This is a genomic window from Streptomyces sp. NPDC041108 (assembly GCF_055592645.1).
Map to the genome: position 1 here is coordinate 228,779 of NZ_JBVIYK010000012.1, position 23,302 is coordinate 252,080.

Genomic DNA, 23,302 nt, shown 5'->3' on the forward strand with positions numbered 1-23,302 from the left:
CGTCCCTCAGGACGGCGAACCGGTCGTGATCAGCCCCTCCCGGTAGGCGATGGCGACCGCCTCCGTGCGGCTCGCCGCCCCCAGCTTGGCCAGGATGTTGGACACATGGACGCTCGCCGTCTTCCCGGTGATGAACAGCTCGTCGCCGATCTGCCGGTTGGTGCGGCCGAGCGCCAGCAGCCGCAGGACGTCGCTCTCCCGCGCCGTGAGCGCGGGCACGTCCCCCTCCCCCGACGCCTCCGCCAGCCGCCCCCGCCGCACGAGCGCGTCCAGGGCCGTGCGCAGCGTCACGGCGCCCAGCCGGTCGGCGGTCTCCGCCACCGCCCGGGCCTCGACCGCGGCCTCCTCCCGTTCCCCGGCCCCCAGCAGCGCCTCCGCCAGCCGCAGCCGGCACCGGGCCCGCTCGTAGGGGTCGCCGAAGGCGAAGGCGTCCACCGCCGTCCGCCAGGCCGCCACATCGGGCCCGCCGCGCACCCGGGCCCACTCCGCCTCGGCCCGGGCCAGCCAGGCCATCCCCTCCGGCCCCTGCTCCGCGCCGTCCTCCCCCTCCGCCGCGGTGGCCCGCGCGGCCTCCACCAGCTCCTCCCCCGGGGCGGCCCAGTCCCGCGCCGCCTCCTCGTCCCCGGCCGACCGCCGCTCGGCCACCGCGTCCGCGATCGCCCCGAGGGCCAGCGCGGCGAGCCGGACGGTCGCGTTGGGCCTGTTCCCGGACTCGTCGGAGAGTGCGGTGACCGTCGTACGGAACTGGGCGAGGGCCGCCTCGGGATCGCGTCGCAGGACGGCCGCCTCGGTGAGCGCGACGCCCGCGACGAGCCCGGCCATCCAGTCGTACGGCCCGTCCAGCAGCGCCCTGGCCCGCTCCACGGCGCTGTCGTCGCCGCGGGCGAGGGCGACGTAGAGGGCGGGTCCGGCGGCGTGTCCGGCCGTGGCGGGCAGCCGGTCGACGTCGGCGGCCGAGCGGGCGCACTCGTCCCAGCGGCCCAGGGTGTACAGGCACAGGGAGTGGAGGTAGCGCATCTCCACCGGGTACGGGGAGGAGAGCAGGCCGGTGCGGCCCGCGCGGTCCAGCCCGTCGGAGAGCCAGTCGAGGCATCCCTCCAGGTCACCCGATTCGAAGCAGCCCGAGGCGAGGTTGAACAGCGCGCGCATCTCCACGGGCAGGTTGCCCGCGCGCCGGGCCAGCTCCCGGGCGTCCCGCAGCCGTGCCCGGCCCGCCTCCGTACGCCGGTTGTTCCGGGGGTCCAGGCCGACCACGGAGACGATCAGGTCGGCCCGGGCGTCGTCGAGTCCGAGCCGCTCGGCGACGGCCAGCGCCCCGCTCGCGACCCGAGCGGCCTCCTCGTCCTCCCCCACGTACCGCGCCGCCATCACATGCGTGGCCGCCGCCCACACCCAGGTACGGGACGGGGGCTCGGCGGGGATCATCTCCAGCGCCTCGCTGCTGTACCGGAACGCGGCCTTCAGGCTGTCGACGCGCATCAGGTCACCGGCGAGGGTGTAGCGCACCCGGGCGGCCAGCTCGGAGTCCGCGTCCGGGCCGGCTCCGGCGAGCGCCGCGCGGGTGAGCGAGACGGCTCGGTGGTTCTCCCCGGCGCGCGCGGCGGCGGACGAGGCGCGCAGGGTGAGGGTGACCGTGTCGAGGTCCCGGGGCCGGGCCCCGGCGTCCACGGACTGCCACAGGTCGAGGGCGCCCTCCAGATGCCGCAACTCCTCGGCGGGCGCCCCGATCCCGCGCGCGTGGTCGGCCGCCTCGACGGACGCCGTCAGCGCGTCGGCGAGGTCGTGGCTCTCGCGCGAGTGATGGGCACGCTCGGCGCTCTCCGCGGCGCGCCCCCGGCGGGCCAGCAGTCCCGCGAACACCCCGTGCAGCCGGACCCGTTCACCCGGCAGCAGATCCGCGTAGACCGCCTCCCGGGTGAGGGCGTGCCGGAACTCGTACGTCGATCCCCCGTGCGGCAGCAGCAGTTGCCGGCCGACCGCCTCCCGCAACGCGGACTCCAGCTCGTCCTCGGGGAGTTGGACGGCGTCCCGCAACAGGTCGTGCCCGACCCTGCGGCCCGCCACCGCCGCCGTGCGCAGCACCTGCTGGGCGGCGCCGGGCAGTTGCTCGATCCGGATCAGCAGCAGGTCGGCCAGCTGGCTCGGCAGCACCGCCCCCGGCTCCTCCGCCGTCGCGGCCAGCAGCTCCTCCGCGTAGAAGGCGTTGCCCTCGGCGCGCTCGACGATCCGGCCGACCGTGGCGTCGGACAGCGGCTCGGCGCGCAGCGACCGCACCAGCCGCGCGACCTCCGGGTCCGGCATCGGCCTGAGCTCCAGCCGCTCCACGGCGGGCAGCCGCACCAGCTCGGCGAGCAGCGGGCGCAGCGGGTGACGGCGGTGCAGATCGTCGGCGCGGTACGAGCCGAAGACGGCGAGGCGGTGGGCCGGGGCGCCGGGGGCGGGGCGTTGGAGCACCGCCCGGCTGAGCAGGAAGCGCAGCAGGTCGCGCGAGGACTGGTCGGCCCAGTGCAGGTCCTCCAGCACGAGCAGGACGGGGGTCGTGCCGGAGAGGTCGCCCAGCAGCGCGGCGATGCCCTCGAAGAGCTGCAGCCGGTCGCCGCCGTCCCCGCCGCCGAGGAGACGGCCCGTCGCCGGGTGCGCCTGCAGGAGCGGGGCGAACCGCTCGTCCGCGGCCAGGGCACCGAGGATCTCGGTGAACGGAAGATAGGGCAGACCGACGTCACCGAGGTCCACGCAGTGCCCGGTGAGCACGACGGTGCCTTGTCCCGCCGCGTACGCCGCGGCCTCCGCCAGGGTCCGGCTCTTGCCGACCCCCGCGTCCCCCGCGACCAGTACGGCTCGGGGCTCCCCGCCGCCTGCCCGGTCCAGCACGTCCCTCAGCCGGGCCATCTCGGAGTCCCGCCCGACGAAGGGCGCGTAAACGATGCTCTGAGCCACGCCGCCATCCTGGCACGCCCGCCACCACGCGCCGCACCCAGAAGGAACGGGGCCCGGCCACCCCAGGTGACCAGGCCCCGCTCTGCTACCGCTACGAGGGAAGCGACCCTCAGACCAGGTTCACCGAGCGCGCCGACGTCGCACCGATCTCCTCGGCGACCTCCGCAAGCACCGCCGGCGGAACCGTGTCGTCCACCGTCAGCACCGCCAGCGCCTCGCCACCGGCCGTGGAGCGGGCGACCTGCATGCCGGCGATGTTGATACCGGCCTCACCGAAGACACGGCCCACCGTGCCGACGACACCGGGCCGGTCGACGTAGCTCAGGACGACCATGTGGTCGGCGAGCGCGAGGTCCACGTCGTACTCACCGACCGCGACGATCTTCTGGTGGTGCTTCGGCCCGGCGAGCGTGCCGGAGACCGACACCTCCTCGCCACTGCCGAGCGTGCCGCGCACCGTGACGACGTTGCGGTGGTCGGGCGACTCGGAGCTGGTGGTCAGCCGCACCTCGACGCCACGCTCCTGCGCGAACAGCGGGGCGTTGACGTACGACACCGTCTCGTCGACGACGTCCTCGAAGACACCCTTGAGGGCGGACAGCTCCAGCACCTTCACGTCGTGCTGGGTGATCTCGCCGTACACCTCGACGTCGAGGCGGACCGCGACCTCACCGGCCAGCGCGGTGAAGATCCGGCCGAGCTTCTCGGCGAGCGGCAGGCCCGGCTTGACGTCCTCGGCGATGACACCGCCCTGGACGTTCACCGCGTCCGGGACCAGCTCACCGGCGAGGGCGAGGCGCACGGAACGGGCGACCGCGATACCGGCCTTCTCCTGCGCCTCGTCGGTGGAGGCACCGAGGTGCGGGGTGCAGACGACCTCGTCCAGCTCGAACAGCGGCGAGTCGGTGCAGGGCTCCTTGGCGTACACGTCGAGGCCCGCGCCCGCGACCCGGCCCTCCTTGAGCGCCGAGTACAGCGCGGCCTCGTCGACGATCCCGCCGCGCGCGGCGTTGACGATGCGCACCGAGGGCTTGACCTTCTGCAGCGCCTCGGCGCCGATCAGGCCGACCGTCTCGGGGGTCTTCGGCAGGTGGACGGTGATGAAGTCGGAGACCTCCAGCAGCTCGTCCAGCGACAGGACCTTGACGCCCATCTGCGCGGCCCGCGCGGGCTGCACGTAGGGGTCGTAGGCGACGACCTTCATGCCGAAGGCGGACATGCGCTGGGCCACCAGGGCACCGATGCGGCCGAGGCCGACGACGCCGAGGGTCTTCTCGGCCAGTTCCACGCCCGTGTACTTGCTGCGCTTCCACTCGCCGTTCTTCAGCGCCGTGTTCGCCTGCGGGATGTGGCGGGCGGTGGCGAGGAGCAGGCCGCAGGCCAGCTCGGCGGCGGTCACGATGTTCGAGGTGGGGGCGTTGACGACCATCACGCCGGCCTTGGTGGCGGCGGAGACGTCCACGTTGTCCAGGCCGACGCCGGCGCGCGCGACGACCTTCAGCTTCTTCGCGGCGGCGATCGCCTCGGCGTCGACCTTGGTGGCCGAGCGGATCAGGATGGCATCGACGTCGGCGATGGCCGGGAGCAGTTCGGCTCGGTCCGCTCCGTTGACGTTCCGGATCTCGAAGTCCGGGCCCAACGCGTCGACGGTGGCGGGCGACAGCTCTTCAGCGATCAGTACGACTGGTTTCGAGCTCACGTGAGTCCTCACAAGTCCAATGCTGCGGACGGCCGTCCCGACGGCCGCAGGCGGTGGAGGGTGGTGTCCGCGTGGAAGACGCACGACGCTGTGGGCCCGACGCGTATGTAGTGCTGCAGTGTAGTGGCGCCGGGGGCATCGCCTCACGCCACCGCGGAAGGATCACCCGGACGTGAAACAAGGCCGGCCGTGGCACCGGGTGAACCCCGCCACGGCCGGCCTCACAGGATCAGGCCTCTTCGTCGTTGACCCACGACATGAGCTTGCGCAGCTCCTTGCCGGTGGTCTCCAGCAGGTGCTCGGAGTCCTGGGTCTTGTACTCGTTGTACTTCTTCAGACCGCCGTGGTACTCGTCCATCCACTGCTGGGCGAAGGTACCGTCCTGGATCTCGGCGAGGACCTTCTTCATCTCGGCCTTGGTGGCGTCCGTGATGATCCGGGGGCCGGTGACGTAGTCGCCCCACTCGGCGGTCTCGGAGATCGACCAGCGCATCTTCTCCAGGCCGCCCTCGTACATGAGGTCGACGATCAGCTTCAGCTCGTGCAGGCACTCGAAGTACGCGATCTCCGGCTGGTAACCGGCCTCGGTCAGCGTCTCGAAACCGGCCTTGACCAGGGCGGCCGTACCACCGCAGAGAACAGCCTGCTCGCCGAAGAGGTCGGTCTCGGTCTCCTCGGTGAAGGTCGTCTTGATGACACCCGCGCGGGTGCCGCCGATGCCCTTGGCGTACGAGAGCGCGAGCGCGAAGGCGTTGCCGGTCGCGTCCTGCTCGACGGCGGCGATGCACGGAACGCCGCGGCCCTCCTCGTACTGGCGGCGGACGAGGTGGCCGGGGCCCTTGGGGGCGACCATGCAGACGTCGACGCCGGCCGGGGGCTTGATGAAGCCGAAGCGGATGTTCAGGCCGTGGCCGAAGAACAGCGCGTCACCGTCGTTCAGGTTGTCCTTGATGTGGTCCTCGTAGACCTGGGCCTGGATCGGGTCCGGGACGAGGATCATGATGACGTCGGCCTCGGCGGCGGCCTCCGCCGGCGTCACCACGCGCAGGCCCTGCTCCTCGGCCTTCGCCTTGGACTTGGAGCCCTCGTGCAGACCGACGCGGACGTCGACACCCGAGTCGCGCAGGGACAGCGCGTGGGCGTGGCCCTGGCTGCCGTAACCGATGACCGCGACCTTGCGGCCCTGGATGATGGACAGGTCGGCGTCGGCGTCGTAGAACAGCTCGGCCACTTTGGGTTCTCTCCTTGAGTGCAGGTGTTGCGTCCCACCGTATGACGGCGGGCGGAATGGAAGTCTGCGGGTCTCGGCATACGGGCGGCCGCGCGTCGCCGGCCGCCCGTGTCGTGTGTCAGGCCGACCGGTCCAGGGCGCGCAGTGAGCGGTCCGTGATCGAACGGGAGCCGCGGCCGATCGCGATCGTGCCGGACTGGACCAGCTCCTTGATGCCGAACGGCTCCAGCATCTTGAGCATGGCGGTCAGCTTGTCGCTGGAACCGGTGGCCTCGATGGTGACGGCCTCCGGGGAGACGTCGACCGTCTTGGCGCGGAACAGCTGGACGATCTCGACGATCTGGGAGCGCGTCTCGTTGTCGGCGCGCACCTTCACCAGAACGAGTTCCCGCTGAACGGCGGAGCCCGGTTCCAGTTCGACGATCTTCAGGACGTTGACGAGCTTGTTGAGCTGCTTCGTCACCTGCTCCAGGGGCAGTTCCTCGACCACCGTCACCACGATGGTGATGCGGGAGATCTCGGGGTGCTCGGTGACACCGACCGCGAGCGAGTCGATGTTGAAGCCGCGACGGGAGAACAGCGCGGCGATCCGGGCGAGGATGCCGGGGGTGTTCTCCACCAGGACGGAGAGCGTGTGCTTGGACATGTCTCGTTCGGTCTCTCTCGCTCAGTCGTCTTCGTTGTCGCCGAAGTCGGGGCGGACGTCCCGTGCGGCCATGATCGTGTCGTTCGAGGTGCCGGCGGCGACCATCGGCCACACCATCGCGTCCTCGTGCACGACGAAGTCGACGACGACCGGGCGGTCGTTGATCGAGTTCGCCTCCTCGATGACCTTGTCGAGGTCGTCCGGGGACTCGCAGCGGATCGCGTAGCAGCCCATGGCCTCCGACAGCTTCACGAAGTCGGGGACGCGGGTGCCGCGGGCGTTCGGGTTGACGTCGTCCGGGCCGCTGTGCAGGACGGTGTTGGAGTAGCGCTGGTTGTAGAACAGGGTCTGCCACTGGCGGACCATGCCGAGGGCGCCGTTGTTGATGATGGCGACCTTGATCGGGATGTTGTTCAGCGCGCAGGTGGTGAGTTCCTGGTTGGTCATCTGGAAGCAGCCGTCGCCGTCGACCGCCCAGACGGTCCGGTCCGGGGCTCCGGCCTTGGCACCCATGGCGGCCGGGACCGCGTATCCCATCGTTCCGGCGCCGCCGGAGTTCAGCCAGGTGGCGGGCTTCTCGTACTGGATGAAGTGGGCGGCCCACATCTGGTGCTGGCCGACGCCCGCCGCGAAGATCGTGCCCTCGGGGGCGAGCTGTCCGATGCGTTCGATGACCGCCTGCGGGGAGAGCGAGCCGTCGGCCGGCTGGTCGTAGCCGAGCGGGTAGGTCTCGCGCCAGCGGTTGAGGTCCTTCCACCAGGCCGCGTAGCGGGGGGCGTCTGCCTCCTCCGGTCCGCTCTCGCTGTGCTCCTTCTGCACCGCCTGGATGAGGTCGGCGATGACCTCGCGGGCGTCACCCACGATCGGGACGTCGGCGGCGCGGTTCTTGCCGATCTCGGCCGGGTCGATGTCCGCGTGGACGATCTTCGCGAACGGCGCGAAGCTGTCCAGCTTGCCGGTGACGCGGTCGTCGAAGCGGGCGCCGAGGGCGACGATCAGGTCGGCCTTCTGCAGTGCGGTGACGGCCGCCACGGAGCCGTGCATGCCGGGCATGCCCAGGTGCTGCGGGTGGCTGTCGGGGAACGCGCCGAGCGCCATCAGGGTGGTGGTGACGGGCGCGCCGGTCAGCTCGGCCAGCACCTTCAGCTCGGCCGTCGCCCGCGCCTTGAGGACACCGCCGCCGACGTAGAGGACGGGCCGGTTGGCGGCGGTGATCAGCTTGGCGGCCTCGCGGATCTGCTTGGCGTGCGGCTTGGTGACGGGCCGGTAGCCGGGCAGGTCCATGGCGGGCGGCCAGCTGAAGGTGGTCTTCGCCTGGAGGATGTCCTTGGGGATGTCGACCAGGACCGGTCCCGGGCGGCCGGTGGAGGCGATGTGGAACGCCTGCGCGATCGCCCGGGGGATGTCCTCCGCCTTGGTGACCAGGAAGCTGTGCTTGGTGATCGGCATGGTGATGCCGACGATGTCCGCCTCCTGGAAGGCGTCCGTACCGATCGCCTTGGACACGACCTGCCCGGTGATCGCGACGAGCGGCACGGAGTCCATGTGCGCGTCCGCGATCGGGGTGACCAGGTTGGTGGCGCCCGGCCCGGACGTGGCCATGCACACCCCGACCTTGCCGGTGGCCTGCGCGTAGCCGGTGGCCGCGTGCCCGGCGCCCTGCTCGTGGCGGACCAGCACGTGGCGCACCCGCGTGGAGTCCATCAGGGGGTCGTACGCCGGCAGGATGGTGCCCCCGGGAATGCCGAACACCGTGTCGGCCCCGACCTCCTCGAGAGAGCGGATGAGGGACTGCGCACCCGTGACGTGCTCGACGGGGGTGGACGGTCCTCCGGATCGGGGCCGCGGCTGCGGATGGTGGGCCCCGGTGGCCTGCTCGGTCATCGGCATTCTCTTCTCGATGCTGAGGGTGTTTTGCGAGGTTCGTGCGGTGTGCGGCTAACGCCGACTGGTGCCCGTGCAACAAAAAACCCCTCCTTGCCACAGGGCAAGCGAGGGGAGCGCGTCGGGTACGGTCGCTGGGGATTCCGGGTCGTCGTCCGGTGGGTCCCAGCTTCAGCCGACGCGCTTTCCAAGTACGAGGATTCGGGTGCGCATGGCAATGACCCTCTCTCCGGCGCGCACCGCGTGTCAAGCGGGTGGGACGGGAGTCTCAACATGTGAGCGACGGGCACGTCCGCCTCCATGGACAGCGGTGACACCACTGGTGTACACCACACGTGCCCGTCAATGCGCACTCATCCCCTGGGCGCCAGGGTCGGCGCCGAGGCCACGACACGCCCCTCCTTTTCTCTCGCACCGCCCGCGAACACGGGTTCCGCCGGTCCGGAGGGCATCGGGAAGTGGCCGCGGGACAGGGCCCGGCGCAGGCGGTACTCGTCCAGCGGTCCGGAGAAGGCGGCGCCCTGGCCGTGGGTGCAGCCCATCGCGCGCAGGGCGACGACCTGCTCGGGCAGGTCCACCCCGTCGGCCACGGACTCCAGCCCCAGGTCGTCGGCGATGCGCAGCAGCCCACGCGTGATCTTCTGCAGCCGGGTGGACTCCACGATCCCCTCGACGAGGCCGCGGTCCAGCTTCAGTACGTCGACGGGGAGCCGGCGCAGGGCCGTGACGGCCGCCTGCCCGCTGCCGAGGCCGTCCAGGGCGATTCTGACGCCGAGGCGGCGGAGGTGGTTCAGGCGCCGCTCCAGTTCGTCCGGCGGGCCCTTCAGCTCGGTGTCGGACAGCTCGACGACCAGGGAGCCGGCCGGCAGCCCATGGCGGGTGAGGAGCGTCTCCACCGAGCCCGGGGGCAGTGAGCGGTCCAGCAGACGCCGGGCGCTCATCCGGACGGACACCGGGACGTTCAGCCCGCTGGTGAGGCGGTCGGCGGCCTGCTCGACGGCCTGTTCGAGCATCCAGCGGCCCAGCTCGGCGGTCTTCTCGCTGTCCTCGGAGACCCGCAGGAACTCTGCGGGCGTGAACAGCACCCCCTGGGACGAGCGCCAGCGGGCGGCGGTCGCGACCGAGGAGATCCGGCCGGTCCCCAGCTCCACCACGGGCTGGTTGAGCAGCATGAACTCGCCGTCGTGCAGCGCGGCCCGCAGCCGGGTGGCCAGCTCGGCCCGGCGGACGACGTCCTGCTGCATCTGCGGCTTGTACAGCTCGACGCGGCCCTTGCCGGACGCCTTGGCCCGGTACATGGCCAGGTCGGCGTTGCGCAGCAGCTCGCCCGCGCCGAGGCCGGGCTCGGCGAAGGAGACGCCGATGGAGGCGGCGACCCGGACATCGTTGCCGTCGATGGTGTACGGCTGCGAGAGGGCGACCCGGAGCCGGTCCGCCAGCTCCAGGATGTGCCGTTCCCGGTCGACGCGGTCGTGCGAGCCGTCCCCGACGATGAGGGCGGCGAACTCGTCACCGCCGAGGCGAGAGGCGGTGTCCCCCTGGCGCACGGCGTCCTGGAGTCTGCGGGCGGCCTGGACGAGCAGTTCGTCCCCGGCCTGGTGACCGATCGTGTCGTTGACGGCCTTGAAGCCGTCGAGGTCGATGAAGAGGACCGCCGTGTTGCGCAGGGCGGCACCGCGGTCGGAGGAGCGGCGGCCGGAGAGCGCCTGCTGGACGCGCTTGGTGAACAGGGCGCGGTTGGGCAGGTCGGTGAGCGGGTCGTGTTCGGCGTTGTGCTGCAGCTGGGCCTGCAGACGCACGCGCTCGGTCACGTCCCGGCTGTTGAGGATGAGGCCGCCGTGGTGGCGGTTGACCGTGGACTCCACGTTCAGCCAGCCTCCCCCGCCGCCGGACTTGAAGCGGCACTCGATGCGGGTGGTGGGCTCCTCGGCGGGGCTGGCGGCGAGGAAGCGGCGCACCTCGTGGACGACGCAGCCGAGGTCCTCGGGATGGATGATCGAGGCCAGCTCCTTGCCGACGAGGTCCTCCGCGGGGCGTCCGTAGACCCCGGCGGCGGCCGGGCTGACGTAGCGGAGGATGCCGTTCGGCGCGGCGATCATGATGACGTCGCTGGAGCCCTGCACCAGGGACCGGAAGTGGTTCTCCTTCTGGGCCAGTTCCTGGGTGAGGGTGATGTTGTCGAGGAGCATGATGCCCTGGCGCACGACGAGGGCGAGCACGACGGTGCAGGCGGTGATGAGCACCACTCGGTCGACACGGCGGCCGTTGAGGACGTTGTAGAGGATGCCCAGCGTGCAGACGGCGGCGGCCAGGTAGGGAGTGAGCGCGGCCAGCGAGCCGGCGATGGGGCGGGTGGCCGGATACCGACCGTTGCCCGCGCCCTGGAGGAGCACATGCGCCTGCCCCGCCTGCGGGCCGTCGTGCCGGTGCCCCGGATGGACCTCGTGGCGGCGCCCCGCGTGGACGTCGTGGCGTCGGCCCGGGGGGACGTCGTGGCGCTGGCCCGGGATGTGTTCGTGCACCACGCGTGCGTGCCCGCCCTCGTCCGCCTGGCCGTGGCGCCGGCCGGCCCAGGGGGCGTAGGCGAGGAGCAGGGAGCCTGCGAACCAGCCGGCGTCGAGGAGCTGGCCCGACTCGTAGCTGGTGTGCAGCAGGGGCGAGGTGAACAGGGCGTCGCACATCACGGTGAGCGCGAGAGCGCCGATCGCCGTGTTCACCGCGGAGCGGTGCATCGAGGAGCGGCGGAAGTGCAGTGCGAGCACCATGCTGACGAGGGCGATGTCCAGCAGGGGGTAGGCCAGCGAGAGCGCGGTGTGCGCGGTGTCGGAGTCGTCGAGCTGCGCGTTCTGCGCGAGCGCGAGACTCCAGGAGAGAGTGACCAGGGAGCCGCCGATGAGCCAGGAGTCCAGCGCGAGACAGATCCAGCCGGCCTTGGTCACCGGCCGCTTGGCCAGGACCAGCAGTCCGACGATGGCGGGGGGCGCGAAGCAGAGGAAGAACAGGTCCGCGTAGCTCGGCTCGGGCACGGGCCGCCCCAGGACGACCTCGTACCACCCCCAGACGCCGTTGCCCAGGGCCGCCATGACGGAGGAGAGGGCGAACAGCAGCCAGGCGGGTCGAAAGCGGCTGCGGCGGCTGCGCGCGTAGCGGAAGCAGGAGACGGCGGCTGCGGCGGCCGCGGCGCTGAGCCCGAAGTCACCCATGACGAGGGCGACTTGCTCATTTCCCCAGCCGAACGCGGCACCGACGGCGTAGGCCGCGCAGAGCAGGGCGAGGACGATCTGGGCCCGCAGACTCGCGCCGGCGCGGTCGGGCGTCCGCCCGCCGGACAGCGGTCCGGGTCGCGGCTCGGCCGCCCGGAGCGAGGGGCTCAGCGTGGAGGCGGAGGACTGGCGGGGGCTCACGGGGTCTCCCCGGTGAGCGCCACTCCCCTGTCCCGCTGGTCCCGGTGCGTGGGAGGGCTGTGCTTTCTGCGGTTGCTGTGCCTGCGGTGATGACCTTGACCGCTGTGGCCGCCGTGGCTCCCGTGCGGGTGCCTCCGCGTCGCAGCTCGCCAGGGCCGCCGTCGGCGGCTCCGCCGCGTCGGATCGTTCGTCCATAGGCCGTGCATCGCCCGTCGCCCCCCTCGCTGTCTCAAGTTCGTCCCCGGCGCCGAACGGTGCGCGGCGCAGCCCCTGTCGGGGACGATACACCAGTCTCGTCACTCAGGGACATAGTTCCTCTACGCTCAGTGACCACCTCTGGCAACACGAGCACGGTCCGCTTCCGAAGGAACGCGGAGGGTGCCCGAAGTGGACTACGCGCCGTCCGTCTCGCCCGTCGTAAAGACCACGTTGCGCAGGGGCTCCCGGTTCACGAATCGCCCCAACTGGTCCACCAGCAGCCTTTTGGCACGCGGCAGGAAGGCCGACGTGGGACCGCCGACGTGGGGGCTGATGAGCACCCCGGGAGCGCGCCAGAGCGGGTGTCCCGGCGGCAGCGGCTCCGGGTCGGTGACGTCCAGGGCCGCGGTGAGGCGCCCGGTGTCCAGTTCCGCGAGCAGCGCCTTGGTGTCGACGACTCCTCCGCGGGCAACATTCACCAGGAGGGCCCCGTCCTTCATACGGGCCAGGAAGTCGGCGTCGACCATGCCTCGCGTCTGCTCCGTGAGCGGAGTGGACAGGATCACGACATCCGCCCGCGGCAGCAGGGAGGGCAGTTCGGTGAACGAATGCACCGGTCCGCGCGCCGTGGTGCGCTCGGAGCGCGCGACGCGCGCCACCCGCGCCACCTCGAACGGCACGAGCCGGTCCTCGATGGCGGCGCCGATCGCACCGTAGCCGACGATCAGGACGGACCTGTCGGCGAGCGCGGGACGGAAGTCGCCCCGCCAGCGCTCCTGTTGCTGATCCCGGACGAAGTCGGGGACGCCGCGCAGCGAGGCGAGGGTCAGGGTGAGCGCGAGTTCGGCCGTGCTGGCCTCGTGCACTCCGCGCGCGTTGCACAGCTGGACGCCGGGCGGGAGCACGGACATCCGGGCCAGGACGTCGTCGACACCCGCCGTGAGCGTCTGGACGACCCGCACGTTCCGCATGGACTCCAGCGGGTTGGCCGTCCTCGCCCGGCGCTTCATGTAGGGGACCACGTACAGGACACAGTCCGCGGGATCGCCGGGGAACGGCTGGGTGCCGTCGTCGCCCCCGTCCCAGAAGAGGTAGTCGGGGCCCGGCGGGAGCCCCTCGATCTCGTCCGGCGGGATGGAGAGCCACACATCACCGGTCACGCCCGCGGTCGGGTCGCCAGTCGCGTCAGCAGTCATGCTCCGGAGGCTATGTCAGGTACCCGGTACGGCAGAGGTTAGGTTGGGGGTCGGGAGAGGGAGGGTCACGACCAGGTGGAGCGCAGGACGATCGGCGCGGCGACGCTCGAGGTGGGGGCCGTAGGACTCGGGTGCATGCCGATGAGCTGGGCGTACACCGGGTCGCGGCAACGGGGCGACGAGTCGATGCGGACGGTGCACCGGGCGCTCGATCTCGGCACCACGCTGCTGGACACGGCCGACATGTACGGCCCCTTCACCAACGAACTGCTGGTGGGCCGGGTACTGAAGGAGCGCCGTGCGGAGGCCTTCGTCTCCACCAAGGTGGGCCTGCTGGTGGGTGAGCAGCACATCGTGGCCAACGGCCGCCCCGGCTATGTGCGGCGGGCCTGCGACGCCTCGCTGCGCCGGCTGCAGACCGACGTCATCGATCTCTACCAACTCCACCGGGCGGACCCCGAGGTCCCCGTGGAGGAGACGTGGGGTGCGATGGCGGAACTGGTGCAGGCCGGGAAGGTCAGGTCGCTGGGCCTGTGCGCGGTGGGTGCGCGGGCGGGGCGTCGGCCGGGTGCGGGCGTGTACGACACCACGATCCGCCACCTCCGGCGGGTCCAGCAGATCTTCCCGGTGAGCGCCGTGCAGGCGGAGCTGTCGGTCTGGTCGCGGGAGGCGCTGGACTCCCTTCTTCCCTGGTGCGCGGCCCGCGGCATCGGCTTCCTCGCCGCCATGCCATTGGGGAACGGTTTCCTCACCGGCACCCTGACGCCCGGCGGCGGCTTCGAGCGCGACGACCTCCGGGCCCGTCATCCCCGTTTCACCGCGGACATGATGGCCGCCAACCAGCCGCTGGTCGTCGGCCTGCGCCGCGTCGCGGCCCGCCACGGGGCGGACGTGACCCCGGCCCAGGTCGCCCTCGCCTGGGTCCTGTCCCTCGGCCCGCACGTGGTGCCGGTGCCGGGCACCAAACAGGCACGGTGGGCGGCCGAGAACGCGGCCGCCCACGCCCTGCGGCTCACGGCCGAGGATCTGGCGGAGGTGGCGGCCCTGCCTCCCGCCCGGGGATCCTGGGACTGAGCGGGCGCGGAGGTGCCGGTGGTGCGTGGTGCGGGCGGTGCCTGGCGTCCGCGGTGCCTGCTGCCTGCTGCCTGCTGCCTGCTGTGTGTGACGTGCGTGCGTGGTGCCGGCGGTATGCGTGGCGCACGGCGCCGACGATGCGTGTCCGTGCGGGAAGGGTGTGGCGTGGCGTGGCACGTGAAATATCCGCTTGATCGGGCGGAGGCGGAACCTGTGGGGCACTCGCGGTGTATGACAGGTAGAAGCTCCACGCCGAAGGGATCGTGATGGTGCAACGTCGAGTGGCGACGGCCGTGTTGGCCGCAGCCGTGCTCCTGGTGACGGCCGGCTGTTCCTCCGACGACGGGGAGAAGGACACGACCGGCAGCTCACCCCCGACCAGCAGCAGTGCCGAGTCGCCCCCGCCCGAGCGGGCGGCGGACGCGGTGCCCCCCGCCAAGGGGTCGGTGAAGGTGGTCCGCACCGTCGCCGAGGACCTCGACACCCCCTGGGGTCTCGCCCCGCTGCCCGAGGGCGGGCTCCTCGTGTCCTCCCGCGACGAGGCCACGATCAGCAGAATCGACGAGGAGTCCGGCAGGAGGACCGTGCTCGGGGAGGTCCCCGGCGTGACCCCGGCCGGGGAGGGCGGCCTCCTGGGCATCGCGATCTCCCCGGAGTACGCCTCGGACCACATGATCTACGCGTACTTCACCTCGGAGTCCGACAACAGGATCGTGCGGATGCTCTACGACCCCGAGAAACCGGCGGGCGAGCAGCTCGGCGCCCCCGACACCATCCTCCGCGGCATCCCCAAGGGCACGAACCACAACGGAGGCCGTCTCGCCTTCGGCCCCGACCAGATGCTGTACGCGAGCACGGGCGAGCGGTACGAGGGTCCGCTGGCCCAGGACAAGGACTCCCTCGGCGGCAAGATCCTCCGCATGACTCCGGACGGCGAGCCGGCCCCGGGCAACCCCTTCGACTCCGTCGTGTACTCGTACGGCCACCGCAACGTCCAGGGTCTGGCATGGGACGGCAGGCAGCGACTGTGGGCCTCGGAGTTCGGCCAGGACACCTGGGACGAGCTGAACCAGATCCGGCCCGGCGGGAACTACGGCTGGCCGGAGGTGGAGGGCAAGAGCGACACGTCCGGTTACGTCGAGCCGGTGGCCGTGTGGCGGACGGACGAGGCGTCCCCGAGCGGCATCGCCATAGCGGAGGGCTCGGTCTGGATGGCAGGGCTGAAGGGACAGCGTCTGTGGCGCGTCCCCCTCGACGGCACCAAGGCGGCCGCCGACCCCCAGGCCTTCCTGGAGGGCGACTACGGCCGGCTTCGCACGGTCGTCTCCGCCGGTGGCGACAAGCTGTGGCTGGTGACGAGCGAGACGGACGGCCGGGGTTCCCCGCAGGGCGACGACGACCGGATCCTGGAGCTGCAGGTGAAGTAGAGCGCCTGCTACTACTCGGTCGGCCTGCCCGCCTCCTCCGCCTCGTCCTCCGCCTGCGCGGGCGGCCGTACGACGACCCTGCCGGACTCCAGGTCTATCGGTCCGCGTCCCGGGTCGTTGTCGCCGACGTCCTCCCGGCTCAGTTCCAGCCGCTTCTGCTCGTCATGCGTGTGCTTGCGGCCAGGTGCGAACAGTTCCTCGAAGGCGTTGAACACGGTTCTCCCTCCCCAGGGCCGCGAGGCGGCGGGCGGTTCGGTCCCGGTGGCTGTCAGCGGAGCCTCGGCGGTCTCCCCTCCATCATCCCGCTGCCAACCGCTCCCCCGCTCCCGCCGGGGACAGCCCCACCCGATGGGCCACCGCCGCCGCCTCGCCACGGCCGGACACGCCCAGCTTGGCGAGGATGTTGGAGACGTGGACGCTGGCCGTCTTCGGGGAGATGAAGAGTTCCTCGGCTATCTGGCGGTTGGTGCGGCCGACGGCCACCAGACGCAGGACGTCGTGTTCGCGGCCGGTGAGGCCGAGCGCGGCGACGGGGTCGGCGGGGGCGAGGGCCGGTTCGGGGGTGCGGCTCAGGGTGAGGCGGGCCCGGCGGGCGAGAAGGGCGACCGCGGCGGCGAGCGGGCGGGCGCCGAGGTGGTCGGCGACGGCGGCGGCGAGCCGCAGCAGTTCCGTCGCGCGGTCCCGGGCGTCGTCGTCCGTGCCGTGGGCCAGCAGTGCCTCGGCGAGGCGGTGCCGGACGCGGGCGAGGTCGTAGGGCCGCTCCAGGGGCTCGAAGGCGGTGACGACGTCGGACCAGGTGTCCGGGTCCGACAGGCCCTCGGCACGCCGGAGTTCGGCGCGGACCCAGTGTTCGTGGGCGAGCCAGACCGGTGCGCCGGTGGTGAGCTTCCTGGCCACGGTGAAGATCCGGTCGAGTGTCTCGGCGCGGCCCGGCCCGGCGGTGGGCAGGGCGCGGGCGTCGGCCTCGGCGGTGGCGGCGGTGAGCAGCAGGGGCCAGGCATAGCGCTGGGTGCCGACGGGGAAGCCGGTGTCGAGGACCCGGGTCAGTTCGGCGCGGGCGTCCGGGAGGCGGCCCTCGGCGGCGGCGATGCCGAGGGTGAGGCAGGACAGCGGCAGGTTGTTCTGGGGCATGGGGTTGTGGGTGCCGAAATAGCCGTGGGCGGCGGCCAGTTGGCGTCGGGCCTCGGCGGTGTCGCCGCGGGCGAGGGCGAGGGCGGCGAGGGAGAGAGAGCTGCCGCCGCGGCTCTTGGTGCTGTTCCCGGCGCACCCGGCCTGCACGGCGGCTTCCGTGGCCTCGTCCCAGTGGCCGAGGGAGAAGAGGGATTCGGAGAGGTTGCCCCAGATCCATGCCTCGGAGTCGCGCAGGCCCATGCGCCGGGTGACGTCGAGGCCGGTGCGCAGCAGTCGCGCGGCCTCCTGCGAGCGGCCGACGCCCTCCAGACAGGAAGGGAGGTTCACATGGGCACGGCCCACGACGGCGGCGGGACCGCGTTCGAGCGAGCGCTGGAGGACGGTCTTCATCTCGTCGATGCCGGTCTCGATGTGGCCGGCGTCGGCCATCAGGCCGCCGAGGGTGAGGCGGGCGTTGAGTTCGATGTCCTCGGCGCCGACCATGCGCGCGTACTCGACGGCGCGCTGGGCGTCGGAGAGTGCGTCGGGTCCCGGGGCGTGGAGCATGGACCAGCACGCGACGCGGGAGAGCACCTCGGCGTGCACCTCGGACGGGGGCTGGCCGCGGACCAGTTCCTGGGCGGTGGCGAGTTCCTTCCAGCCGTCTCCCCGGGCCAGACCCTCGGTGAGCACGGAGCGCTGCACCCAGAACCAGGCGGCGCGCAGGGGGCTGCTCCCGTCCGCCAGCCGGTCGAGGGCCCGCCGGGTGATCCGCAGGGCCCGCTCGCGCTCTCCGCACAGCCGTCCGGCGACGGCGGCCTCGGCCATCAGGTCGAGGTAGCGCAGGGGGTGGGTGCCCGGGGCGCAGCCGCAGGGCGGGTAGACCTCGGTGTAGTCGACGGGGCGCAGCGCGGCCCGTACGGCGTCGGGGGCGGCGTCCCACAGCTCCATCGCCCTCTCCAGCAGGCGCAGTTGCTCGGAGTGGGCGTGTCGGGAGCGGGCCTCGGCGGCGGCGTCGAGGACGGCGGGCAGGGCCTTGGCGGCGTCGTGGGCGTGGTACCAGTAGCTGGCCAGGCGGGTGGCGCGGCCGTCGGCGGGGACGAGGGCGGGGTCGGCTTCCAGGACCTCGGCGTAGCGGCGGTTGAGGCGGGAGCGTTCGCCGGGCAGCAGGTCGTCGCTGACGGCCTCGCGGACCAGGGAGTGCCGGAAGCGGTAGCCGTCGTCGCCGGGGGCGGCGATCAGGATGTTGGCGCCGACGGCGGCCCGCAGGGCTTCGATGAGTTCGTCCTCGGGGAGCCGGGCGACGGCGGCGAGCAGGGCGTACTCCACGGTGGAGCCGCCCTCGGCGACGATGCGGACGACCCGCTGGGCGTCCTCGGGGAGGCGTTCGACGCGGACGAGGAGCAGATCGCGCAGGGTGTCGGTGAGGCCGGGGCAGCCGCCGTCGTGGACGGCGACGGCGAGTTCCTCGACGAAGAAGGCGTTGCCGTCGGAGCGTTCGAAGATCTCGTCGGCGCGGTCCGGGTCGGGTTCGGCGGCGAGGATGCCGGCGAGCTGGTGTCCGACCTCGGCGCGGTTGAAGCGGGGGAGTTCGACGCGGCGGACCGTGCGGAGACGGTCGAGTTCGGCGAGGAGGGGGCGCAGCGGGTGGCGGCGGTGGATGTCGTCGGAGCGGTAGGTGGCGAGGACGACGAGGCGGCCGGTGCGCAGGGTGCGCAGGAGGTAGGAGAGGAGGTGGCGGGTGGAGGCGTCGGCCCAGTGCAGGTCCTCCAGGACGAGGACGATCGTGCGGTCGGCGGCGAGGCGTTCCAGGAGGCGGGCGGTGAGTTCGAAGAGGCGGGCGGTGCCTTCCTCGTCGTGCCGTGTGTGTGCGGTCTCGCCCAACTCGGGGAGCAGCCGCGCCAGTTCCTGTTCCTGTCCGGCGGCCGCGGTGGCGAGTTCGTCGGGCAGCCGGCGGCGCAGGGCACGCAGCGCGGTGGAGAAGGGGGCGAAGGGCAGTCCGTCGGCGCCGATCTCGACGCAGCCGCCGGGTGCGACGACCGCGCCCCCGCGCGCGGCCTCGGCGGCGAATTCCTCGACCAGGCGGGTCTTGCCCACCCCGGCCTCACCGCCGAGGAGCAGCGCCTGCGGCCCGCCCCCGTCTTGGCCGCCTCCCGCCGTGCGCGCGGTGCCTTCCCCGGCGCGGGTCAATGCCTCGCGCAACACCTCCAGTTCTGCGGCGCGACCGACGAACACGGGACTGACGGACCTGGTCTCCACATCGCCGAGCATCGCACGACCGCCGCCCGCTCCGGCACCGATTATCCGCAGGCCCCGGCCGGCCGGACGGCGGTCGCCCGCCGCGCGTCCGACCTCCCCGCCACCGCGCCCGGCCTCCCCCCGTGCCTCCCCTCGTCCGGATTCCGCACGCCCGGCATCCCCGCGTCCGGCATCCCCGCGTCCGGCCTCCCTGTGCCCGGCATCCCCGCGCCCGGCATCGGCGTGCCCCGCTTCGGCGGCCTCGCCGTCGCCGTCCCCGTCGCCCCGCTCCCCGCCCTCGTGGCCCCGCTCCCCGCTCACGCGGCGCGGAGGAAGCGGAGCCGGCGTATCCGTTCTCCGAGTACCGGCCGTTCGGCGTCCTTGTCCCCTTCCCCGCCGGCGGACCTCGCCGCCGTCCTGGAGCCGTGTGCGGCCTCGCGGCGGGCGCGGCGGGCCTCGCGTACCTGACGGTGGTGCTCCGCCTCACGGATCAGTTCCGCGGATCGGATCTGCTGGAGTTCGTACTCGAACATCTCGTACCCCTGGTGAAGAGTCTGTCTCGGCTCGCTCGTTGCGATGTCTCCACCTTCGTCTCCCAGGCGGGGCGGCCACATCGGGAGAGTTCCGCATCTTGGACGCGAGAGGGGCCTTAGGTCCGTCATAGGGATACCTACGACGGACCTAAGGCCCCTCAGAAACCGTCCCGCCGCGGCGGGCGTCAGGTGCTCGGCAGCGCCAGCAGCAGGTCGGAGTACTTCAGGGCGGACAGCACCAGCCCGATGAAGCCGACCGAGACACCGGCCCAGGCCACCGACTTGATCCACGGTGCCTGCACCTGGTCGGGGTCCCCGAAAGCGGGCCGCACCAGCACGGCGACGCCGACGATCAGCCCGACCAGCGCGAACACTCCGCCCCACAGCGCGGAAGCCTGCCAGGCGTCTCCGTAGACCGCCTGGAGCTGCGTGGCGACGGTGGCGTTCGACGCGGCCTGCATCTCCAGCTGGCCGGTGATCTCCTCGCGCGCGGAGGCGACCGTGCCGACCCAGCCGCCGGTCAGCGACACCAGGCCCAGCACCACGGACACGATGCCGGCGGCACCCTGCCCCACACCCGGCGTCGCCTTCGCGACGGCCGGCGGGAACTCGCCGTCGAACTCCGCGGCCTCGTAGGAGCCGTCGGTCTCGGCCGTGTCGGCGGTGTCCGTCGCGGCCGTGTGGTCCTGCTCCGTCACCGCGTCGTCCTTGGTGAGGTCGGTGCCCTTCACCGACTCGTCGTCGTTCCTGGCCTCGGCGCCCGTGTCGGCCCTGGTCTCGTCAGCTGTCTTGGTTCCCATACCTCGCACCGTACGAATGTTGTCTGAGAGGTTTCTTAACGCACGCTGTGACCGTCGCGAACGCGTGCCGCACGCCATTCGGGCGCCAGGACGGACCATATCTCCAAGTCGTGCCGGACACCCCGATGGGGATACCTCTCCCGCTGCACACCGTCCCTGACCATGCCGAGCCGCCGTGCCACGTTCAGGCTCGGCGTGTTGCCGGAGGCCGCGATCCACTCGACGCGGTGGATCGCGCGGACGTCGACGGCCCAGTCGATGAGGACGCGCATCGCGCGGGTGACCAGCCCCCGTCCGGTGCCGGCGGGCTCCAGCCAGCAGCCGACCTCACAGTTGGCGTTCTCGGCGTCGAAGTTGAGGAAGAGGACGCCGCCGACGAGTGTGCCGTCGAGCCAGATGCCGTGCAGGGAGCCGGTGTCGGCGGCGCGCATGTCGGCGTACCGCTGGAGGACGGCGCGCGCACCGTCGGTGTCCGTGGCGCTCTGGCCGAAGGGGACATACGCGTTGATGAAGTCCCGCCCCCGCTCCAGGTGTGTGAGGAACTCCTCGGCGTGCCAGGGTTCCAGCGGCCGCAGTTCGGCCCCGTCGTCACCCAGGGATATCGCGTACATCCTTCGGCCGCTCCTGTTCCAGTTCCAGCTCTTCCACCACGACGTCCGCGAGCCTCTCATGGGCGGCACGGGATTCGGGCGGCTCGATGCTGATCCGGGGCATGCGCCGGTCGAGCCAGCGGGGCAGCCACCAGTTGGCGCCGCCGAGCAGGTGCATGAGGGCGGGAACGAGGAGGGTCCGCAGGACGAAGGCGTCCAGGGCGACGGCGGCGGCGAGGGCGATGCCGAACATCGCGATCACACGGTCGCCGCTGAGGACGAAGGCGAGGAAGACGGAGATCATGATGACCGCCGCGGAGTTGATCACCCGGCTGGTCTCGGCGAGGCCCACCCGGACCGCGCGCCGGTTGTCGCCGGTCTCCAGCCACTCCTCGTACATCCGGCTGACCAGGAAGACCTGGTAGTCCATGGAGAGCCCGAAGAGGACCGACACCATGATCACGGGGAGGAAGGGTTCGATCGGCCCGGCGCGGCCGAGGCCCAGGAGTTCGCTCCCCCAGCCCCACTGGAAGATCGCGGCGACGACGCCGAACGCGGCGGCGACGGCGGCCACGTTCATCGCGGCGGCCTTGAGCGGTATCCCGATGGACCGGAAGGCGAGCAGGAGCAGCAGACAGCCGAGGCCGATGACGACGCCCACGAACAGGGGCAGCTTGCCGACGATGACGTCCGCGAAGTCGTCGTACCCGGCGGTCACCCCGCCGACGTGCAGATCGAGCGTGGTGCCGGTCTCGGCGCGCGGCAGTACCTCGTCGCGCAGCCGTTCGACCAGCTCGCTGGTCTTCGCGGACTGCGGGGAGGAGTCGGGTACGACGGTGAGGTACGCGGTGTCGCCGCCGGTGTTGTAGGTCACCGGGGTCACCGCCGAGACGCCCTCGGTGGCCCGGAGCGTGGTGTCGAGGTTGTCGAGCGCGAGCTTGTCGGCGGCTCCGTCGACCTTGGTGACGAGCGTGAGCGGGCCGTTCACACCCGGGCCGAAGCCGTCGGCAAGGAGGTCGTACGCCTGGCGGGTGGTCGTCGTCGCGGGGTCGTTGCCCTGGTCGGAGGTGCCGAGGCGCAGACCGAGCGTGGGCAGGGCGAGCAGGGTCATGACGACGAGGGCGATCGCGCCGAGCTTCTTGGGGTGCCGTTCGACGAAGGCGGACCAGCGGGCGGCGAAGCCGGTGGGCAGTTCGGGCTCGGGGCCGTGCTCGGCGAGGCGGCGGCGCTCGCGGCGGCTCAGCGCGCGCATGCCGATGAACGACAGCAGGGCCGGCAGCAGCGTCACGGAGGCGGCGACGGTGAGGACCACGGTGAGAGAGGCGGCTATCGCGACTCCGTTGAGGAAACCGAGCCGCAGGATCAGCATGCCCAGCAGCGCTATGCAGACCGTGGCACCCGCGAAGACGACGGCCCTTCCGGTGGTCGCGACCGCGTTCCGCGCGGCCTCCTCGACGGACAGGCCCCGCTTCAGGCCCCGGCGGTGCCGGGTCACGATGAACAGCGCGTAGTCGATGCCGACGCCGAGGCCGATCAGGGTGCCCAGCATGGGCGCGAAGTCGGCCACCGTCATGGCGTGCCCGAGCAGCGTGATCCCCGCGTAGGCGGTGCCCACGCTGACCAGGGCGGTCGCGATCGGCAGCAGGCTGGCGGCGAGCGAGCCGAACGCCAGGAAGAGGACCGCGGCGGCGACGAGCACGCCGACGATCTCGGCGAGATGCCCGCCGGACGTCTCGGTGAGCCCGATCGAGGTGCCGCCCAGCTCCACCCGGAGCCCGTCGCTCCCGGCGGCCCTCGCGGTGTCGACAACGGCCTCGGCCTGGGCCTTGCCCACGTCCTCGGCCGGCTTGTCGAAGGTGACGGTGGCGTACGCCGTACGGCCGTCCTCGCTGATCCGGCCGCCGTCGGCGCCGTCGTACGGGTCGGTGACGGCGGCGACGCCCGGCAGGCCGGCGATGTGGCCGAGAGTCCGGGTCATCGTCTGTTCGACGGCGGCGGCTCGTACGGACCCCTTGTCCGTGTGCCAGACGACGGTGGCGCTGTCGCCGCTGACGCCCGGGAATCCCTCGTTCAGCAGTTCGGTGGCGCGGCTGGACTCGGTTCCGGGGGTCTTGTAGTCGTTGGAGTACGCGGCTCCCGCCAGGGCGGCTCCGGCGGCCGTGCCCGCGAAGGCGAGAAGCCACAGAAGGAGGGCGACTAGGCGGTGCCGGACACACCAGCGCGCAAGGGCTGCCACGGATCGTGCTCCTGAGGGGGGAGGCATGAGCAATTCCTGGCAACTGTTGCACCACAATGTGATCGTTTGGCCCCTTTGAGGGTCTCCTCACATGGGATG

At 72.1% G+C, this 23,302-nt stretch carries 15 protein-coding genes; 2 read left to right on the forward strand and 13 right to left on the reverse strand.

The window, feature by feature from the left end:
• Positions 1-6 precede the first annotated feature (6 nt).
• The 7 genes from ACZ6BB_RS30180 to ACZ6BB_RS30210 form a co-directional block, all read right to left on the reverse strand.
• The gene (locus tag ACZ6BB_RS30180) at positions 7-2,937 is read right to left on the reverse strand and encodes a helix-turn-helix transcriptional regulator (protein WP_471618276.1); all 2,931 of its coding nucleotides are present in this window, start codon (positions 2,935-2,937) and stop codon (positions 7-9) included.
• Positions 2,938-3,046: 109 nt separating this feature from the next.
• On the reverse strand, positions 3,047-4,636 hold the full coding sequence (gene serA / locus ACZ6BB_RS30185) for a phosphoglycerate dehydrogenase (protein WP_471618277.1): 1,590 nt from the start codon (positions 4,634-4,636) through the stop codon (positions 3,047-3,049).
• A 229-nt stretch (positions 4,637-4,865) separates the two neighbouring features.
• A complete protein-coding gene (ilvC, locus tag ACZ6BB_RS30190; RefSeq protein ID WP_275455950.1) occupies positions 4,866-5,867 on the reverse strand; it encodes a ketol-acid reductoisomerase in 1,002 nt (333 codons plus the stop codon).
• Positions 5,868-5,985: 118 nt separating this feature from the next.
• A complete protein-coding gene (gene ilvN / locus ACZ6BB_RS30195) occupies positions 5,986-6,513 on the reverse strand; it encodes an acetolactate synthase small subunit (RefSeq protein ID WP_005479969.1) in 528 nt (175 codons plus the stop codon).
• Positions 6,514-6,534: 21 nt separating this feature from the next.
• On the reverse strand, positions 6,535-8,397 hold the full coding sequence (locus ACZ6BB_RS30200; protein ID WP_471618278.1) for an acetolactate synthase large subunit: 1,863 nt from the start codon (positions 8,395-8,397) through the stop codon (positions 6,535-6,537).
• Between the two features lie 353 nt (positions 8,398-8,750).
• On the reverse strand, positions 8,751-11,801 hold the full coding sequence (locus ACZ6BB_RS30205; protein ID WP_471618279.1) for a putative bifunctional diguanylate cyclase/phosphodiesterase: 3,051 nt from the start codon (positions 11,799-11,801) through the stop codon (positions 8,751-8,753).
• A gap of 392 nt (positions 11,802-12,193) precedes the next feature.
• Positions 12,194-13,195 (reverse strand): 2-hydroxyacid dehydrogenase, encoded by a 1,002-nt coding sequence (locus tag ACZ6BB_RS30210; protein WP_471618280.1) that lies wholly within the window; start codon positions 13,193-13,195, stop codon positions 12,194-12,196.
• Between the two features lie 75 nt (positions 13,196-13,270).
• Here ACZ6BB_RS30210 and ACZ6BB_RS30215 point away from each other — a divergent pair, with 75 nt between their 5' ends.
• Together ACZ6BB_RS30215 and ACZ6BB_RS30220 are read left to right on the forward strand one after the other, a co-directional pair.
• Complete coding sequence (locus tag ACZ6BB_RS30215; RefSeq protein ID WP_471618281.1) at positions 13,271-14,269, forward strand: aldo/keto reductase; 999 nt, start codon at positions 13,271-13,273, stop codon at positions 14,267-14,269.
• A gap of 266 nt (positions 14,270-14,535) precedes the next feature.
• Positions 14,536-15,696, forward strand: a complete 1,161-nt coding sequence (locus tag ACZ6BB_RS30220) for a PQQ-dependent sugar dehydrogenase (protein WP_471618282.1) — start codon at positions 14,536-14,538, stop codon at positions 15,694-15,696.
• Positions 15,697-15,707: 11 nt separating this feature from the next.
• Here ACZ6BB_RS30220 and ACZ6BB_RS30225 read toward each other — a convergent pair whose 3' ends face one another.
• The 6 genes from ACZ6BB_RS30225 to ACZ6BB_RS30250 all read right to left on the reverse strand — a co-directional run bounded on the left by ACZ6BB_RS30225 (position 15,708) and on the right by ACZ6BB_RS30250 (position 23,203).
• Positions 15,708-15,911, reverse strand: coding sequence for a DUF6191 domain-containing protein (locus ACZ6BB_RS30225; protein ID WP_471618283.1), 204 nt, complete (start codon positions 15,909-15,911; stop codon positions 15,708-15,710).
• Positions 15,912-15,993: 82 nt separating this feature from the next.
• On the reverse strand, positions 15,994-19,077 hold the full coding sequence (locus tag ACZ6BB_RS30230) for a helix-turn-helix transcriptional regulator (protein WP_471618284.1): 3,084 nt from the start codon (positions 19,075-19,077) through the stop codon (positions 15,994-15,996).
• Positions 19,078-19,361: 284 nt separating this feature from the next.
• Positions 19,362-19,577 carry a hypothetical protein gene (locus ACZ6BB_RS30235; protein WP_471618285.1) on the reverse strand — a complete coding sequence of 72 codons (216 nt, stop codon included), beginning with the start codon at positions 19,575-19,577 and terminating at the stop codon, positions 19,362-19,364.
• 185 nt (positions 19,578-19,762) lie between these two features.
• Positions 19,763-20,377 (reverse strand): hypothetical protein, encoded by a 615-nt coding sequence (locus tag ACZ6BB_RS30240; RefSeq protein ID WP_471618286.1) that lies wholly within the window; start codon positions 20,375-20,377, stop codon positions 19,763-19,765.
• A gap of 35 nt (positions 20,378-20,412) precedes the next feature.
• Positions 20,413-20,988: a GNAT family N-acetyltransferase gene (locus ACZ6BB_RS30245; RefSeq protein WP_471618287.1), complete on the reverse strand. Its 576-nt coding sequence runs from the start codon at positions 20,986-20,988 to the stop codon at positions 20,413-20,415.
• Positions 20,966-23,203: an MMPL family transporter gene (locus ACZ6BB_RS30250; protein WP_471618288.1), complete on the reverse strand. Its 2,238-nt coding sequence runs from the start codon at positions 23,201-23,203 to the stop codon at positions 20,966-20,968. The genes ACZ6BB_RS30245 and ACZ6BB_RS30250 overlap by 23 nt, the downstream gene beginning before the upstream one ends.
• Between the last annotated feature and the right edge of the window lie 99 nt (positions 23,204-23,302).